The organism is Pseudomonas sp. UBA4194 (assembly GCF_002379585.1).
GTDB lineage: Bacteria > Pseudomonadota > Gammaproteobacteria > Pseudomonadales > Pseudomonadaceae > Aquipseudomonas.
Genome location: NZ_DFUE01000039.1, coordinates 109,272 through 125,177, shown reverse-complemented (window position 1 = coordinate 125,177; position 15,906 = coordinate 109,272). Strand labels below are relative to the sequence as shown.

Below are 15,906 nucleotides of genomic sequence, written 5' to 3'. Positions count from 1 at the left end.
GGCGTGAAGCCGCGAAGGGGTCGGCAGGATCGACGCGTGTCATAGCGATTCTTCAACGCTGAGGTAGACTGTGCGTCTATACGGGCAACATGCCCGCTCTCGCTTGGGACCCCACGGATGTCAGTCCAGACTCGCAACAATGTCGTCATCAACGGCGCAGGCTCGCTGACGCTGGTGTTTGCTCATGGCTTTGGCTGCGACCAGAACATGTGGCGCTACGTCGAGCCGGCGTTCTCGAGCCGCTATCGCACCGTACTGTTCGACCACGTGGGTTGCGGCAGGTCGCAACTCAGCGCCTACGACGTCAGCAAATATGCAAGCCTCAACGGCTACGCCCAGGACATCGCCGAAGTCATCGAGGCATTCGGCCAGGGCCCTGTGGTGTTCGTCGGCCATTCGGTCAGCGCCATGGCCGGCGCACTGGCCGCCAACAGCCGACCGGGACTGATCGCTGCCCACGTCATGATCGGACCATCGCCCTCCTACATCAATGAGCCCGGCTACCCTGGCGGCTTCAGCCGGGACGACATCGATTCGCTGCTCGATGCCCTGCAAAGCAACTACCTGGGCTGGTCCAGTGCCATGGCGCCGAGCATCATGGGTAATCCGGAGCACCCGGAACTAGGCCTGGAACTGACCGAGAGCTTCTGCCAGACCGACCCCGAGATCGCCAAGCGTTTCGCCCGAGTGACCTTTCTCTCCGACAACCGCGAAGACGCTGCAAAGGTCCGCGAGCCAGCCCTGGTGATCCAGTCTTCGGACGACTTCATCGCCCCGCTGGAAGTCGGCGAGTACCTGACGCGGGTCCTGGAAAAAGGCCGGATGCAGGTCGTCGAGAACACCGGGCATTGTCCGCACTTAAGCCAGCCTGCCGCCTGTATCGCCGCCATCGAGACCTTCCTCGACGACGTTTTCGGCAGCGCGGCGCGATGACCGATGCACAGGATACGTTCTACCAGAACGCGCCTTGTGCGCTGCTAGTGACCAGCGCCACCGGGCTGATCCTGAAGGCCAACCAGACCTTCTGTAACTGGCTGGGGTACAGCGCTGAAGAACTGGTGGGGCAGCGGCGGCTACAAGACTTCCTGACCGTGGGTGGGCGGGTGTTCTATCAGACCCACTGGATACCGCTGATGGAAATGCAACGGTCGGTGGCCGAGGTCAAGCTGGATCTCAAGACCCGAGACGGCAAGGTGCTGCCCATGGTGCTCAACGCTGCCCGCCGCCTGCATCAAGGTCAGATGATCGATGACTTATCGGCGTTCGTCGTAGCGCAGCGGCACCTTTTCGAGCAGGAATTGCTGATCGCCAAACGGCAGGCCGAAGACGCGCTGCAAGAGCACCTGCTGTTGCAGCGCGAATTGTCGGTGGCCGATGCGCGTTTGCGGGTCGCCCAGGAATCGGCACAACTGTACCTCTGGGAGGTCGACCCCCAAAGTCTCGAATGCCTGTATGACCCCCGAGTGGCCAAGCTGCTCGGATTCGACAGCGTGCAGCCGGTTACCATGGCCGCCTACCGAAGCTTCATCGACCCCCAGGACCTGGCCCGCGAGGCGCTGGTGTTCGACGATGCGCTCAAGTCCTCAGGGCACGAATTTCGCTGCGTGTATCGCCTCAACGGCGTCGATGGGGTACAGCGCACGGTGCTGTCTACCGGTCGCGGCGTGTTCGACCATAACGACCAACTGCTGCAATTCGTTGGTGTGCTGCACGACATCACCGAAGTCAGCCGTCAGCGCGTCCTGGCGGAGGACAGGGCCCTGTTTGCCGAGCAGATGATCGGCATCGTCAGTCATGACCTGCGTAACCCGCTGCAGGTGGTATCCATGGCAGCCCAGTATCTGCAGGGCCTCGAGGTACCCGCCAGACAGGCCACCATGCTGGGTCATATTCGCGACGCGACGCAACGCGCGCAAAAGCTGATCAATGACCTGCTCGACTTCACCCAGGCCCGGATCGGTCAAGGGTTGACGATCAGGCGAGTGCCTATGGACCTGAACCGCAGCGTCGCCCAAGGCATCGACGCGCTCAGGTTACTCTACCCCGGCCGGGAGATCTGTTTCGTGGCCCAAGCCGATACTCCAGGCCATGCCGACCCGGATCGGCTGAACCAACTGGTGGGCAACCTGATTTCCAATGCCATGGCCTACGGCGACGAACGTTCGCCCGTCACGGTAACCACGAGCGCCGATCAATACGGATTTGCAGTCGCCGTGCACAACCTCGGCAGCCCCATACCGCCCGCCCTGCTGGCCTCGATCTTCCTGCCCATGACCCGCGGCACAGAGGTCAACCGGGAAGTGCGCAGCGTGGGCCTGGGCTTGTTCATCGTCAGCGAGATCGCCAAGGCCCATGGTGGCAGTGTGGTGGTGAAATCCAGTGCCGAGGGCGGCACCACTTTCACCGCCCACTTCCCTGCCTGTTAGGCGGCGCGGCGTAGTACGATCACGCCCAGAATCGCCGCCACCACCGAGCCCAGCAATACCCCCACCTTGACCTCATCCACCAGCAACGGCGAGCCGGCAAAGGCCAGTGCGCCGATGAACAGGCTCATGGTAAAGCCGATGCCACAGAGCAAGGCGATACCGTAGAGTTGGGTCCACCGGCTGCCTTCGGGGAGCTTGGCCAGTCCGGTACGGATCGCGATGGCCGCGAAACCGAACACACCGATCTGCTTGCCCAGCAACAAGCCCAACGCCACCCCCATGGGCACAGGGTCCAGCAGGTTGCTCGGCGATATTCCAGCCAGGGATACGCCGGCGTTGGCAAAGCCGAAGATCGGCACCACCGCAAATGCGACCCACGGGTGCAGTTTTTCTTCGAGAAACAGCAACGGCGAGCGGGCGGGCTGGTCCCGGTGTCCCAGGGGAATGCACAGCGCCAGAATCACCCCGGCCAGGGTCGCATGGACACCGGACTGCAGCATGAAGAACCACAACAGCGCCCCCGCCACCAGGTACGGCAACAGCCGACGTACCCCACAGCGATTGAGCACGATCAGCAATGCCACCACGCCGGCTGATGCCAGCAGCATGCTGGTGGACAGACCGCTGGTGTAGAACAAGGCAATGATCACCACGGCGCCCAGGTCATCGAGAATGGCCAGGGCGGAGAGGAAAATCTTCAGTGACACCGGCACGCGCTTGCCCAGCAGGGAAAGCACGCCCAAGGCAAAGGCGATATCGGTGGCCGCGGGGATGGCCCAGCCACCCTGGGTTTCCGGGGTGCTGCGGTTGACGAACAGATAGATCAGCGCCGGCACCAGCATACCGCCCAACGCAGCGAAACCCGGCAACGCCCGCTGCCCCCAACTGGCAAGTTGGCCGGCGAGCATCTCGCGTTTGATCTCCAGGCCCACCAGCAGGAAGAACACAGCCATCAATCCGTCATTGATCCAGTGGGCGATCGATAGCCCGGCAAGGTTGATATGCAACGTGGAAAAATACGCCGACGCCCAAGGCGAATTGGCGATCAGCAGTGCAGCCAGGGCACTGGCCATGAGGATCAGGCCACCGGCAGATTCGGCAGCGAAGAAACGGGTGATGAAGGCCAGGGAAAAAGCGGATCGACGAGCGCTGGCAGCGTCTCGCCCAGGACCGGGTTTCAAACTCATGGGCACGCAAACTCCGCGCGGCGGCCCGACCTGCGCAACGATTTAACCTGCCCTCCCGCGCGATTACGGTGGCACCCAGGGCAGGATTCTAGCAGACCCCAATGTACATGCACGCAAAACCACCCGCCGCCCTTTGCAGGTGCGGCGTCCAGCGGTGGAGAGGCTGGCAGGCCCGGGACACGACCCGGACCAGGCGGCGAAACGATTGCCGCCTTCGCGGCTTTACGCCGCTCCTACAGGGGATGGCGGTGCGTGTTGTGAAGGCGCCTTCGCGGCTTTACGCCGTCCCACAGGGGGGCGACGGTGTCAGCTCCAGGGGCGGTCGCCGTTCTCGTCCTTGATGCGGGTCGGCAGGCCCATGGCGTCCAGTGCCTTGAGGAATGGCTCGGCTGGCAGCTCCTCGACGTTGGCCATGCGCTGCACATCCCATACCCCACGTGCCACCAGCAAGGCAGCCGCTACCGGCGGTACGCCCGCGGTGTAGGAGATGCCCTGGCTGTCGGTTTCGGCGAAGGCCTCTTCATGGTCGGCCACGTTGTAGATGAACACCTCGCGGGATTTACCATCCTTGGTGCCCTTGACCAGATCACCAATGCAGGTCTTGCCGGTATAACCCGGTGCCAGCGACGATGGATCGGGCAGTACCGCCTTGACCACTTTCAACGGCACCACTTCCAGGCCTTCGGCGGTCTTGACCGGCTGTTCGGACAACAGCCCGAGGTTCTTCAGCACGGTGAACACATTGATGTAGTGCTCGCCGAAGCTCATCCAGAAACGCACGTTGGGCACGTCCAGGTTCTTGGACAACGAGTGCACTTCGTCGTGGCCGGTCAGGTAGAGGTTCTGCGAACCCACCACGGGCAGGTCATCGGTACGCTTGACCTCGAACATGGTGTTGCTGGTCCACTGGCTGTTCTGCCAGCTCCACACTTGCCCGGTGAATTCACGGAAGTTGATTTCCGGGTCGAAGTTGGTGGCGAAATACTTGCCGTGGGAACCGGCATTGACGTCGAGGATGTCGATCGAATCAATGCGGTCGAAATACTGTTGTTGTGCCAGTGCCGCGTAGGCATTGACCACGCCTGGGTCGAAACCCACGCCCAGAATGGCGGTGACGTTCTTCTGCTGGCATTCCTCGAGGTGTTTCCACTCGTAGTTGCCATACCAGGGCGGAGTCTCACAGACCTTGCCCGGCTCTTCATGGATCGCGGTGTCCAGATACGCCACGCCGGTATCGATGCAGGCACGCAGCACCGACATGTTCAGAAACGCGGAGCCGACGTTGATGACGATCTGCGATTCGGTTTCCAGAATCAGCGCCTTGGTCGCTTCGACATCCAATGCATTGAGCGCGAATGCCTGAATGTCGGCAGGCTGCTTGAGGCTGCCTTTGGCCTTGACGCTGTCGATGATGGCCTGGCATTTGGAGATGTTGCGCGACGCGATGGCAATACGACCAAGTTCATCGTTGTGCTGCGCGCACTTGTGGGCCACCACCTTGGCGACACCTCCTGCACCAATGATAAGAACGTTCTTCTTCAATTTCTTTACTTCTCCTCTGCTGCCCAGTCAGGAAAGGCTGGACAGGTAGTCTTGGAAACCAAACTCACGAACCACCTCGACAGTACCGTCGAGTTGTTTCACTACGATGGACGGCATCTTCAAGCCGTTGAACCAGTTTTTCTTGACCATGGTGTAGCCTGCCGCGTCGATGAACGACAGCCGATCGCCGATGGCCAGCGGACGATCGAATGGGTATTCGCCGAAGATGTCTCCGGCCAGGCACGACTTGCCGCACACCATGTAGGTGTGTTCGCCGGTGCTTGGCGCCAACTTGGCGTTGAGGCGATAGATGAGCAGGTCGAGCATGTGCGCTTCGATGGAGCTGTCCACTACCGCCAGGTGCTTGCCGTTGTAAAGGGTGTCGAGGACGGTAACTTCCAGCGAGGCGCTGTTGGTGATCGCCGCCTCGCCCGGTTCCAGATAGACCTGCACACCGTACTTCTCGGAGAACGACTTGAGCCGTGCGCAGAACGCGTCCAGTGCATAGCCTTCGCCGGTGAAGTGAATGCCACCGCCCAGGCTGACCCACTCGACCTTGTGCAGCAGGTGGCCGAAACGCTCTTCGATGGTGCCCAGCATCTGGTCGAACAGGCTGAAATCGCCATTCTCGCAGTTGTTGTGGAACATGAAGCCGGAGATCTGCTCGATCACCTGCTCGACCTTGGCCGGGTCCCACTCGCCCAGACGGCTGAAAGGACGCGCCGGGTCGGCCAGCAGGTAATCCGAGCTGCTCACCTGAGGGTTGACGCGCAGGCCGCGGACCTTGTCCTGGGAGGCGTCGGCGAAGCGTTGCAACTGGCCGATGGAGTTGAAGATGATCTTGTCGCAGTTCGCGAGCATGTCCTCGATTTCGTCGTCGGCCCAGGCCACGCTGTAGGCGTGGGTCTCTCCGGCGAACTTCTGGCGGCCGAGTTTGAGCTCGTACAACGACGAGGACGTCGTACCGTCCATGTACTGCTCCATCAGGTCGAATACCGACCAGGTGGCGAAGCATTTGAGTGCCAGCAATGCCTTGGCGCCAGAGTGTTCGCGCACGTAGGCGATCTTCTCGAGGTTGCCCAGCAGCTTCTGTTTGTCGATGAGGTAGTACGGCGTTTTGATCATTTCGAGGCCCCAGGCCTGGCCAGCCAAAAAAAGGACACGCATTGTGCCTTCACTGGTTCCAGATCGAAAGGGCTCAGGGTGGATTTTGCGAATGGGTGGGGTTGGCTGGGGTGAGGGGACCATCCACCCCCGATCATGCTATTTTCCCCTCTCCCCACACCCACCCGAGGCAAGGATGACTGAGCACACCTTCAACCCCACCACCATCGCATCGACCCTGCTCGGCGCCTGGCGCAGCGGCGAGCTGTTGAGCAGCCTGCCAGCCGAGCAGCAACCGCCGACCCTGGCTCAGGCCTACGACGCCCAGGACGCACTGTTCAAGGCCGCCGGTGGCGTCCGCGCCGGGTGGAAACTGGGCGTGGGCAGCCCGGCAGCGATGCGCGCGGCCAATCTGCCTCGCCCCCTGGCCGGACAACTGGAAGCGGCACGCTGCCATGCCTCCGGGGTGCACCTGCCACTGCCGGCCTACACGCCGGTGACCATCGAATGCGAGATCGCCTTCGTCCTGGATCGTGATTTGCCACCTGTCGCCGGGCGCACGGTACAGCCAGAAGACATACGCGAAACCCGAGTCACCTTCGAAGTGGTGCGCTCGCGTTTCGTCGATCGCAAGACCATCGGCTGGTACAACTTCGCTGCGGACAATGTCGGTTTCGAAGGTTTGATCGTTGGCGAGCCACTGTGCGCTGGGCTGGACCACGACGCCCTGCGCACTCTGGCCGAGACCGCCGTGGTGCACCTGGACGGCGTACCCAAGGCCCGCGGCCTGTTCGGCGACACCGCCACCGATCCACTGAACTCGCTCAACGCCCTGTATGCACATGCTGCCGAGCGCGGGATCACCCTGCGTGCCGGCGAGATCGTTTCCACCGGCGCCATGTGCGAGCCGTTCGACCTGACCGGCACCGGCTACCGTCTGTCGGTGCAGTACGCCGGCCAGACCCTGGCGTTCACGCTTTAAGCCCGATGGGCCAAGGCCGCATCACGCCGATGCGGCCCATGGGTCCTACACCGGGGTTCTGCGTCGCGCCAGCCAGCCGCCCAGCAGCCCCGTGGCACAGCCCGCCAGCAAACCGCCGACATGGGCGCCGTTGGCTATCTCGCCAAAGCCCAGCATGCTGACCAGCCCCGTCATGCACAGCGCCAGCCATACCAGCATCATGACCAGCACCCCACGGGGCAACTGGTAGACCGGGTTGGGCGCCAGCCATTGGTACAGCCAACAGTGGCCCAGCAGACCGTAGAGCACTCCGGACAACCCACCGAACAGAGTCGGCCCGCTCACCACATATTGAACTACATTGGACACCAGGCTGAACAACAGGCTCAGACCGAGCAGATTGATCCGCCCTTGCAAGGTTTCGATGCGCCGCCCCAGCTCCCAATACCAGAGGCTGTTCATGGCCAAATGCAGCAGCCCGAAATGAATCAGCATCGGGCTGAACAGGCGCCACCATTGCCCAGCGGCCAAGGTATCGGCCAGCGGGGTGAAATAGATGTACTCCCCGCGCACGGTGAAGTCGAGAAAGCTCAGCCAGCGCAGGCTTTGCAGGTTATCGCCAAGCAGCGTCAGCGCGGCCACCACGAAACACACCAGCAATACCGCGGCAGTTGCCGGGCTCGCCTTCAGCTGTTGAGCGAAGCCGGGCCGACGGGGCGCGGCCAGCGATCCGGGCAACACCGTATCGACATCGGCATTGCCGTGGGGATAACGCTGGTACAGCTCGCGGATGTCGTGGGCCATGCGCTCATCGGGCACCCACAGCACCTGGCTGCCGCCTTCCTCACTGACTCGATGGGGCACTTGCAGACGGCGCAGCAGACTTACAAAACCACTGAGGTCGGTACCCAGCGGTAGGCGAAACACGGCAATAGCACTCATTTCAGCGCCTCCGGGCGCTCGACATCCACCCACACGAACTTGTGCGGGTCGATACAGGTTTCATGGTCCAGTCGGTAGGCCACCAGCTTGCCATAAAGCACCGCACTGTAGTCCAGGCAGGCCAGGTTGGGCCGGATAGCCGTGGGCCGACCGCTGCGCCAGTAGTGGCCGACGAACAGCAAGGGTTCATCGCTGCCGTAACGCAGCAACGCACTTTTCTGCTCCAGGCTCAACGGCGCACTGGCGACGTCCTCGGGCAGCGCATCGGGTTGGAACACCACGTCACCGTAGGTCTGGGGATCGTCTTCCCAGAACTTGGTGCGAAAGAACGCGCGGGTCAGGCCATCACCGCCGGTCAGGGTCATGCCGTCGGGCAGACGCATGTCGGTGCCGCGCAACAGCCGATCGAACACCTGGTTGGCGAAGCTGTTTTTCACCGCCGCCGCCTGCAGGAAATGTTCATCGATACAGCCATCGGGGTGCTGGGCGCGAAACGGGTCTATCAGCGCTGCATCCCAGCAGGCATGCACCAGGCGAAAGCGCTCGGCGTCGATAAACAGTGGCAGCTCATAGAACCAGCCGAGAAAGTCGTGCCAGTCGCCGGGATGGTGAGCGAACTGGTCGAGGGTTTCCTGGATCAGCCGTTCATGCCGTGGCACATGCTCGCGCACATAAGCCTTGCCGCTACCGGGCAGCGCCGGGGTGGTCCAACCCAGTGCGTTGAACTCATGGTTGCCCATGATGCAGCGGGCCTGATCGGCGTCGACCATATCGTGCACGATGTGCAGGGCCTCGCGGATGCGCGGGCCGCGGTCGATGATATCGCCCAGGAACAATGCCTGGCGCAGGGGGTGGCGCCAGACGCCCGCCTGCTTGCGATAGCCCAGGGTGTCGAGCAGGTGCTCCAGGGTGTGGGCGCAGCCGTGCACATCGCCGATGAGGTCGTAACTTCGCGCCGGGTCCAGCATCAATCGCCTCCGGTATTGCCCAATCGGCTGCCCCAGCCGAGCTTGGTGCGGCACACTTCGTAGTAGTTGTGGTCCAGGGGGTGGATCAACTTCAGCTTCTGCGATTTCTTGCGCACTGTCACGGTATCGCCCGGCGCACAGGTGAAGTGGTTTTGACCGTCGCAGGAGACTTGCGGATAGATCTGCATGTTCTGTGAGACAACGATTTTCATCTCACTGTTGCCATCGACGACGATCGGCCTGCCGGACAGGGTATGGGGGTACATCGGCACGATGACGATGGCGTCGAGCTTGGGGTGCATGATCGGCCCCCCCGCCGACAGCGCATAGGCCGTGGAGCCGGTGGGCGTGGCGACGATCAGGCCGTCGGCTTTCTGGCTACAGACGAATTGCCCGTCGATGTAGATCTCGAATTCGATCATGCGCGTCGACTTGCCGGGATGCAGCACCACATCGTTGAGCGCATCGCCCTGGCCGATGGCTTCGCCGTGGCGACGCACCTCGGCTTCGAGCAGGAAGCGGTTCTCGACCAGATAGTGGCCATCCAGCACTTCAGCTACTTTGACTTCCAGCTCGTCGGGGCGGATGTCGGTGAGAAAACCCAGGCTGCCGCGGTTGATCCCCAGCACCGGAGTGTTGTGCCGCGCCAGGGCCCGCGCGGCGCCCAGCAGGCTGCCGTCGCCACCGACCACGATCACCAGGTCGCAGACCTCCCCCAGCATCTTGCGCGACGAAGTCTGCAGGTTGTGCCCCGGCAGGACTTCGGCAATGGTGTCCTCGAGGATGACGTGCATATGCCGGTCCAGGAGGAAACGCTTGAGGCGGCGAATGGTATCGAGCACCTGCGAACTGCCGAGGCGGCCGATGATACCGATATTGCGAAATTGCTCCATGGGGTTCCTGCTTGGGTCTGTCTGGCTATTCGGGATGCGCCAGGCACATTCCACAACGGCGGTCGTGTCATGAAGTCTGACAAAACCACTGCTTCGGATTATGGAGTAAAGCATCTGCCATACAAAACCCTTTCAGCCAGCGGCCAAGCGGCTATGCTCGCAGCATGAATCTATTTCCTACCCTCAAGGCCCTGCCACGCCAACTGCTCCAGCCTCAGGTCCGCGACCTGGCCTGGGTCATTCTGGCGCCGCCCATGCTGCAGGACACACCCTGGCCTCAGCGCCATCCGTTGACCGGCAGCGACTGGGTCGACCAGCCGGCCGCGCTCCAGGACTGGCTGCGCGAGCTCGACGCCGACAGCAGCGCACTGCTCGACTGGCTGGCATTGGGCCCCACCCGGCGCCTGGGGCTGTACTATGAGCGCCTCTGGCAGTTCGCCCTCAAGCACGCACCCGGTATCGAGCTGATCGCTGCCAACCTGCCGATACGTCGCGGCGGGCATACGCTGGGGGAGTTGGATGTGCTGTTGCGTGACCGGGACGGCGTGCACCACCTGGAACTGGCGATCAAGTTGTACCTGGGCCCACCCGTCGCAAACGGCACCGACCCCTTCGAGTGGCTGGGGCCTAGCAGCCAGGACCGTCTGGGCCGCAAGCTGGCGCACCTGGCCGAGCATCAGGTGCCCATTTCCGCTCGCCCCGAGAGCGCTGACGCACTGGCCGCGCTGGATATCGAAACATTCGATGCGCATCTATGGCTGGGCGGCTATCTGCTCTACCCCTGGCCCGGAATGGCGGAGCCCCCCTCGGGAGCACACCCGGATCATCTGCGCGGTCGATGGGTACGGCAGCGCGATTGGCCGCTGTTCGTCGAACAGAGCCCCGCCGGGCGCTGGCAGCCCCTGCCCCGCCACGCCTGGCTGGCACCGGCACGCTACGATGCCCGCGACGTATGGCCACCCACGCAACTGGAGGCCTGGATCGGCGAACTGGACCCCTTGGCCGCCGCCCAATTGCTGGTGCGCCTGACGCTGAACGAACAGGGTGACTGGGAAGAAGCGGAACGGCTTTTTCTGGTCGCCGATTTGTGGCCGAATGTGCCGGGTGTGTGAGCGGGTTCAATTAACCCCGCCGGCCGCCGATAACCTTCCCGTATCCCTCCCATGACCGTGTAAGAGCCACCGCGCGATGACCTGGAAGAACACCAACGCCCATTACGGCCGCCTTTCCATTGCGTTGCACTGGCTGATGGTTGTGCTGCTGGCCGCCACCTACGCCTGTATCGAACTGCGTGGCCAGTTTGCCAAAGGTACCGAGGCGCGCGCCTTGATCGTGCAGTTTCATTTCATGCTGGGGCTGAGTGTATTCACGCTGGTGTGGCTGCGCCTGCTGGCGCGCACCCTGGGCGTGACCCCGCAGATAGTGCCTGCGCCGCCTGTGTGGCAGACGCTGCTGGCGACGCTGATGCATTGGGCACTGTATGCCTTGATGATCGGCATGCCACTTCTGGGCTGGTTGATCCTCAGCGGGCAAGGCCGCACGGTGCCATTCTGGGGCCTGGCATTGCCGCCTCTGATGGGCGAGAACCGCGACCTGGCCGGGCAGATCCAGGACTGGCACATGAGCTTTGGCGAGTGGGGATACTGGCTGATCGGCCTGCACGCGCTGGCCGGGATTGGCCACCATTATGTGCGGCGTGACAATACGCTGGTGAGGATGTTGCCACGACGGGGTTAAGGGGCGGTTACCCACCTCGAGTCTGGCCGGCTGCCGCCATCGCGGGCAGTGCCCGCTCCCACATGGGCCCTCAGTGGGACCCTCGCCACCCCTGCAACCCTCCGGTATGCACGAACACCAGCCGCGTCCCGCGCTTCAACGCTCCTCGCTCAACCGCCTCGTGCAGTGCCCACAATGCCTTGGCCGTGTACACAGGTTCCAGCGGCACGCCCGATTCTTCGCCCGCCTGCCTCATGAAAGCCAGCAGCCGGTCATCGGTTTTGGCGAAGCCGCCACGGCTGGCGTCGATCAACGAATAGCCCTGCGTTCCGCACAGCGCTATCACCTGCTCATGCACCCCATGCCGCGAGGGTACGGCCATGGCGCCGTGCACCCAGCGCCGACCACGCTCGGCCAGCACCAGGCCGGCCAGCGTAGTGCCGGTGCCTACCGGCAGCCACCAACCGTCGAAATCGGCCCACTCCAACGCCGGCAACTGAGCATTGACCTGCTCCAGCAAGGCCGCGCAACCTTGCGCACCGAGCACGCCCCCACCGCCCTCGGGCACCGGCAGCAGCGTCGGGTAGCGGGCCTGCCAAGGCTCCCAGAAACCTGGGGCGTAGCGCTCGCGATAGCCTTGGTAACCCAGCCAGTGCAACGTCATGCCCATGGTCTGCAGATCGATGACAGTAGGCGTCTGCAGCGGATGCCCGCGCAGCAGCCCGACCGTGGCAAAGCCCAGCCGCTTGCCGGCGGCAGCGAGTGCGTGCAGATGATTGGAATGGGCGCCCCCCAGGCTGATCAGCCCTTCGTGCCCGGCGGCTTGCGCGGCGAGCAGGTGGTGCTGGAGCTTGAACCACTTGTTGCCGCTGATCAGCGGATCGATCAGATCCAGGCGCAGGATGGCGGCCTCTATGCCGGCAGCGCTCAGCCAGGACAGGTGCAGGCGTTGTAGGGGGGCGGGGGGCAGGTTCGGGTTCATGGGCGGATGATAGCGTGTTGGCGCCGGTCAGGGGCCTGGGGTGTGACGGCTATCGGCGGTCTGCTTGGCGCCCTCTCCCTGCGGGAGCGGCTTGGGCCAGGGGATCTTTCACCACCACGCCCAAGCCCTACCCCTCCAGCCGCCTGCGACTACAACTGGGCCGCCAACCGCGATCCCTGCCCGATGGCCCGCTTGGCATCCAGCTCCGCCGCGACATCTGCTCCGCCAATCAGATGCACCGTCTGCCCCGCCGCCAGCAAACCCTCCTGCAATTCACGCAACGGGTCCTGGCCAGCGCAAATGATCACGTTATCTACCTCCAGCACTTGCGGCTCACCGCCATCAACGCTGATGTGCAGCCCGGCGTCGTCGATCTTCAGATACTCGACACTGTTGATCATCTGCACCCGCTTGTTCTTGAGCCCCGTGCGGTGAATCCAGCCGGTGGTCTTGCCCAGGCCATCGCCGACCTTGGATTTCTTGCGTTGCAGCAGATAGACCTGACGCGCCGGTGCATGGGGCTCAGCGCGGATACCGGCCACCCCACCCCGCGCCTCCAGCGCTTGATCGATGCCCCACTCTTTCCAGAACGCTTCACGGTTCAGGCTGGTAAACACCCCTTGGTGCACCAGGTACTCGCTCACATCGAAGCCGATGCCCCCTGCCCCGATCACCGCTACACGCGGCCCCACGGGCTTGTGCTCGAGCAGCACATCCAGATAGCCCATCACCTTGGGATGCTCGATGCCGGGGATCGTCGGCAAGCGCGGGGCGATACCGGTGGCCAGGATGATCTCGTCGTAGTCCCCGGCCACCAACTGCTCTACATCGACCCGTGTCTGAAGCTGCAAATCGACACCGGTAAGCTGCACCTTGCGCTGAAAGTAACGCAGGGTTTCATAGAACTCCTCCTTCCCCGGCACTCGCTTGGCGACGTTGAACTGACCACCGATTTCACTGCGCGAATCGAACAGGGTCACGGCATGGCCACGTTCGGCCGCCACGGTCGCTGCCGCCAAGCCCGCTGGACCTGCGCCCACCACGGCGATCTTGCGCGCCGTAGTGACCGGCAGGTAATTGAGTTCGGTTTCATGGCACGCACGGGGGTTGACCAGGCAGCTGGTCAGCTTGCCGGCAAAGGTGTGATCCAGGCAGGCCTGGTTGCAACCGATGCAGGTGTTGATCTCATCGGCACGACTGCCCGCCGCCTTGTTCATGAACTCCGGATCGGCCAGAAAGGGTCGAGCCATGGACACCATGTCGGCATCACCCTCGGCCAGAATCCGTTCGGCTACCTCTGGGGTGTTGATCCGATTGGTGGTGATCAGCGGAATCTTCACCGCACCGCGCAATTTGGCGGTGACCTTGCTGAACGCCGCCCGGGGTACCTTGGTGGCGATGGTAGGAATGCGCGCTTCGTGCCAGCCGATACCGGTATTGATCAGCGTGGCGCCCGCGGCTTCGATGGCCTGGGCCAGTTGCACCACTTCCTCCCAGACGCTGCCGCCCTCGATCAGATCGAGCATCGACAGGCGGAAAATGATGATGAAATCCGGCCCCACCGCCTCGCGCACCTGGGTCACGATAGCCACCGCCAAGCGCATGCGATTCTCGTAGCTGCCGCCCCAGCGGTCGCTGCGCTGATTGCTGTGGGCAGCGAGGAACTGATTGATGAAGTAGCCCTCGGAGCCCATAATTTCGACGCCGTCGTAACCCGCCGACTGGGCCAGCCGTGCGCATTGGACGAAGTCGGCGATCTGTTTCTGGATGCCGTCTTCGTCCAGCTCATGGGGCTTGAAGGGGTTGATCGGTGCCTGGATCGCACTGGGCGCCACCAGCTTGGGGCTATAGGCATAGCGCCCGGCGTGAAGGATCTGCAGGCAGATCTTGCCCCCCGCCTGATGCACCGCCTGTGTCACCACCTTGTGCTTTTCCGCCTCTTCGGGGGTGCTCAGCTTGGCCGCACCCGCGTACACCCCACCCTCCTCGTTGGGTGCAATGCCGCCGGTGACCATCAAGCCGACGCCGCCACGGGCACGTTCGGCGAAATACACCGCCATGCGCTCGAACCCACCGGGCTTCTCTTCCAACCCCGTGTGCATGGAGCCCATCAGGCTGCGGTTGCGCAGAGTGGTAAAGCCCAGGTCCAGCGGGGCCAACAGATGCGGATAGGGGGCGGCGGCCATAGGTACTCCACAGGCATGATCACGGAAAATGCGAGCGCCTCGTGAAGGTGGGGCTCGTCATGGGTAGCACCAGACAGTAAAGACCATGGTGCCCGCGCTCAATGGCTGAAAGTGACAACTGACTGACCGAAACGCACAGCCCTCTTGAACGATTATGTGTGCCAAGGCTGCATCCTACGGCCGCTTACCGCCAGCCGAATGCCGCAACCTGTGGAACGGCGCTCACTCGCGCTCGGGCGTTACTCCGGAACGGTAACGTCCGCCTGCCCGGTTTCGTCCAGTGCCGCGCGGACCAGGCCATTGGCCTTCTGCCGCTTCACAAAGGCCTGAACGTATTCAGCCCCTGCCGAGTGCTGCAAGGGCACGGCCATGGCCTGGCGAATGGAGGTGAATTGCCCCTCGATCACTCGGTAACCGGCATGGGCCGCAGCGAACTTCTCCAGCGGCTGACGCACACCGGCTGCAGCATCCAGCCCCTGGTCGAGAAACAAGTCCACTGCACCCGCCGAGGTTTCAGCCCGATGCAACTCGGCGTGCTTCAACGTCCGGGACAAGTACAGATCGTAGGCCGCGCCTTTACCCACCGCGAGCTTCAGGCCAGGGCTGTCCAGATCGTCGACCTGGAAATACGCCGAATCGGCTCGCACCAGGTAAGTCCCTTCTATCGCCACGTAGGGATCACTGAAGGCAACCTGGGCAGCACGAACCGGCTCGATCGCCATGAACGCCACGGTCCAGGTTTTTTGATCGAGGGCGGCAAAGACTTTTCCTGCGGCATCGTAGATAACCATTTCCAGCGCGACGTTCAGCTCTTTCGCCAGGGCTTTGGCAAGCTGGACCGAGACCCCTTGCGGGCTGCCATCGGCGGCCTGTTGCGCCAGCACAGGATTACCCAGGTTGATCGCCGCACGAAGTGTGCCGGCAGGGGCCAGATCAGCCAGGACGGCCGGTGATACTGAGCTCATGTGTTTTTCTCCGAATCCATAGCCTGGACGGGCA

14 protein-coding genes are annotated in these 15,906 nt (G+C 63.0%); 5 read left to right on the top strand and 9 right to left on the bottom strand.

The window, feature by feature from the left end:
- Nucleotides 1-117: 117 nt before the first annotated feature.
- Both B3397_RS10320 and B3397_RS10315 read left to right on the top strand, forming a co-directional pair.
- Nucleotides 118-933, top strand: a complete 816-nt coding sequence (locus B3397_RS10320; RefSeq protein WP_296249687.1) for an alpha/beta fold hydrolase — start codon at nucleotides 118-120, stop codon at nucleotides 931-933.
- Complete coding sequence (locus B3397_RS10315) at nucleotides 930-2,426, top strand: sensor histidine kinase (protein ID WP_296249685.1); 1,497 nt, start codon at nucleotides 930-932, stop codon at nucleotides 2,424-2,426. The genes B3397_RS10320 and B3397_RS10315 overlap by 4 nt, the downstream gene beginning before the upstream one ends.
- Here the strand turns inward: B3397_RS10315 and nhaA are convergent.
- The 3 genes from nhaA to B3397_RS10300 all read right to left on the bottom strand — a co-directional run bounded on the left by nhaA (nucleotide 2,423) and on the right by B3397_RS10300 (nucleotide 6,280).
- The gene (gene nhaA / locus B3397_RS10310; RefSeq protein ID WP_296249683.1) at nucleotides 2,423-3,613 is read right to left on the bottom strand and encodes a Na+/H+ antiporter NhaA; all 1,191 of its coding nucleotides are present in this window, start codon (nucleotides 3,611-3,613) and stop codon (nucleotides 2,423-2,425) included. The two genes, B3397_RS10315 and nhaA, sit on opposite strands and share 4 nt — an antisense overlap.
- A gap of 306 nt (nucleotides 3,614-3,919) precedes the next feature.
- Nucleotides 3,920-5,155 (bottom strand): saccharopine dehydrogenase family protein, encoded by a 1,236-nt coding sequence (locus tag B3397_RS10305; RefSeq protein ID WP_296249681.1) that lies wholly within the window; start codon nucleotides 5,153-5,155, stop codon nucleotides 3,920-3,922.
- Between the two features lie 27 nt (nucleotides 5,156-5,182).
- Nucleotides 5,183-6,280, bottom strand: a complete 1,098-nt coding sequence (locus B3397_RS10300; protein WP_296249729.1) for a carboxynorspermidine decarboxylase — start codon at nucleotides 6,278-6,280, stop codon at nucleotides 5,183-5,185.
- Nucleotides 6,281-6,455: 175 nt separating this feature from the next.
- Here B3397_RS10300 and B3397_RS10295 point away from each other — a divergent pair, with 175 nt between their 5' ends.
- On the top strand, nucleotides 6,456-7,241 hold the full coding sequence (locus B3397_RS10295) for a 2-keto-4-pentenoate hydratase (RefSeq protein WP_296249678.1): 786 nt from the start codon (nucleotides 6,456-6,458) through the stop codon (nucleotides 7,239-7,241).
- Between the two features lie 45 nt (nucleotides 7,242-7,286).
- Here the strand turns inward: B3397_RS10295 and B3397_RS10290 are convergent, their stop codons facing one another.
- Genes B3397_RS10290 through B3397_RS10280 form a run of 3 tightly spaced genes read right to left on the bottom strand, consistent with a single transcriptional unit; the run spans nucleotide 7,287 to nucleotide 10,023 of the window.
- Entirely contained in the window at nucleotides 7,287-8,162 is an 876-nt protein-coding gene (locus B3397_RS10290; RefSeq protein WP_296249675.1) for a rhomboid family intramembrane serine protease, read from the bottom strand.
- Entirely contained in the window at nucleotides 8,159-9,130 is a 972-nt protein-coding gene (locus tag B3397_RS10285; protein WP_296249672.1) for a metallophosphoesterase, read from the bottom strand. The genes B3397_RS10290 and B3397_RS10285 overlap by 4 nt, the downstream gene beginning before the upstream one ends.
- Entirely contained in the window at nucleotides 9,130-10,023 is an 894-nt protein-coding gene (locus B3397_RS10280; protein WP_296249671.1) for an NAD(+) kinase, read from the bottom strand. The genes B3397_RS10285 and B3397_RS10280 overlap by 1 nt, the downstream gene beginning before the upstream one ends.
- Before the next feature lie 164 nt (nucleotides 10,024-10,187).
- Between B3397_RS10280 and B3397_RS10275 the strand changes: the two genes are divergently transcribed.
- Nucleotides 10,188-11,135, top strand: coding sequence for a DUF1853 family protein (locus B3397_RS10275; RefSeq protein WP_296249670.1), 948 nt, complete (start codon nucleotides 10,188-10,190; stop codon nucleotides 11,133-11,135).
- 76 nt (nucleotides 11,136-11,211) lie between these two features.
- Nucleotides 11,212-11,760, top strand: a complete 549-nt coding sequence (locus B3397_RS10270; RefSeq protein ID WP_296249668.1) for a cytochrome b — start codon at nucleotides 11,212-11,214, stop codon at nucleotides 11,758-11,760.
- 70 nt (nucleotides 11,761-11,830) lie between these two features.
- On the opposite strand, the gene B3397_RS10265 is transcribed toward B3397_RS10270, so the two are convergent.
- From B3397_RS10265 to B3397_RS10255, 3 genes are all read right to left on the bottom strand, one after another.
- A complete protein-coding gene (locus B3397_RS10265; RefSeq protein ID WP_296249666.1) occupies nucleotides 11,831-12,721 on the bottom strand; it encodes a 1-aminocyclopropane-1-carboxylate deaminase/D-cysteine desulfhydrase in 891 nt (296 codons plus the stop codon).
- 149 nt (nucleotides 12,722-12,870) lie between these two features.
- Nucleotides 12,871-14,907 (bottom strand): NADPH-dependent 2,4-dienoyl-CoA reductase, encoded by a 2,037-nt coding sequence (locus B3397_RS10260; RefSeq protein WP_296249664.1) that lies wholly within the window; start codon nucleotides 14,905-14,907, stop codon nucleotides 12,871-12,873.
- 239 nt (nucleotides 14,908-15,146) lie between these two features.
- Nucleotides 15,147-15,872 (bottom strand): ABC transporter substrate-binding protein, encoded by a 726-nt coding sequence (locus B3397_RS10255; RefSeq protein ID WP_296249662.1) that lies wholly within the window; start codon nucleotides 15,870-15,872, stop codon nucleotides 15,147-15,149.
- Nucleotides 15,873-15,906 lie beyond the last annotated feature (34 nt).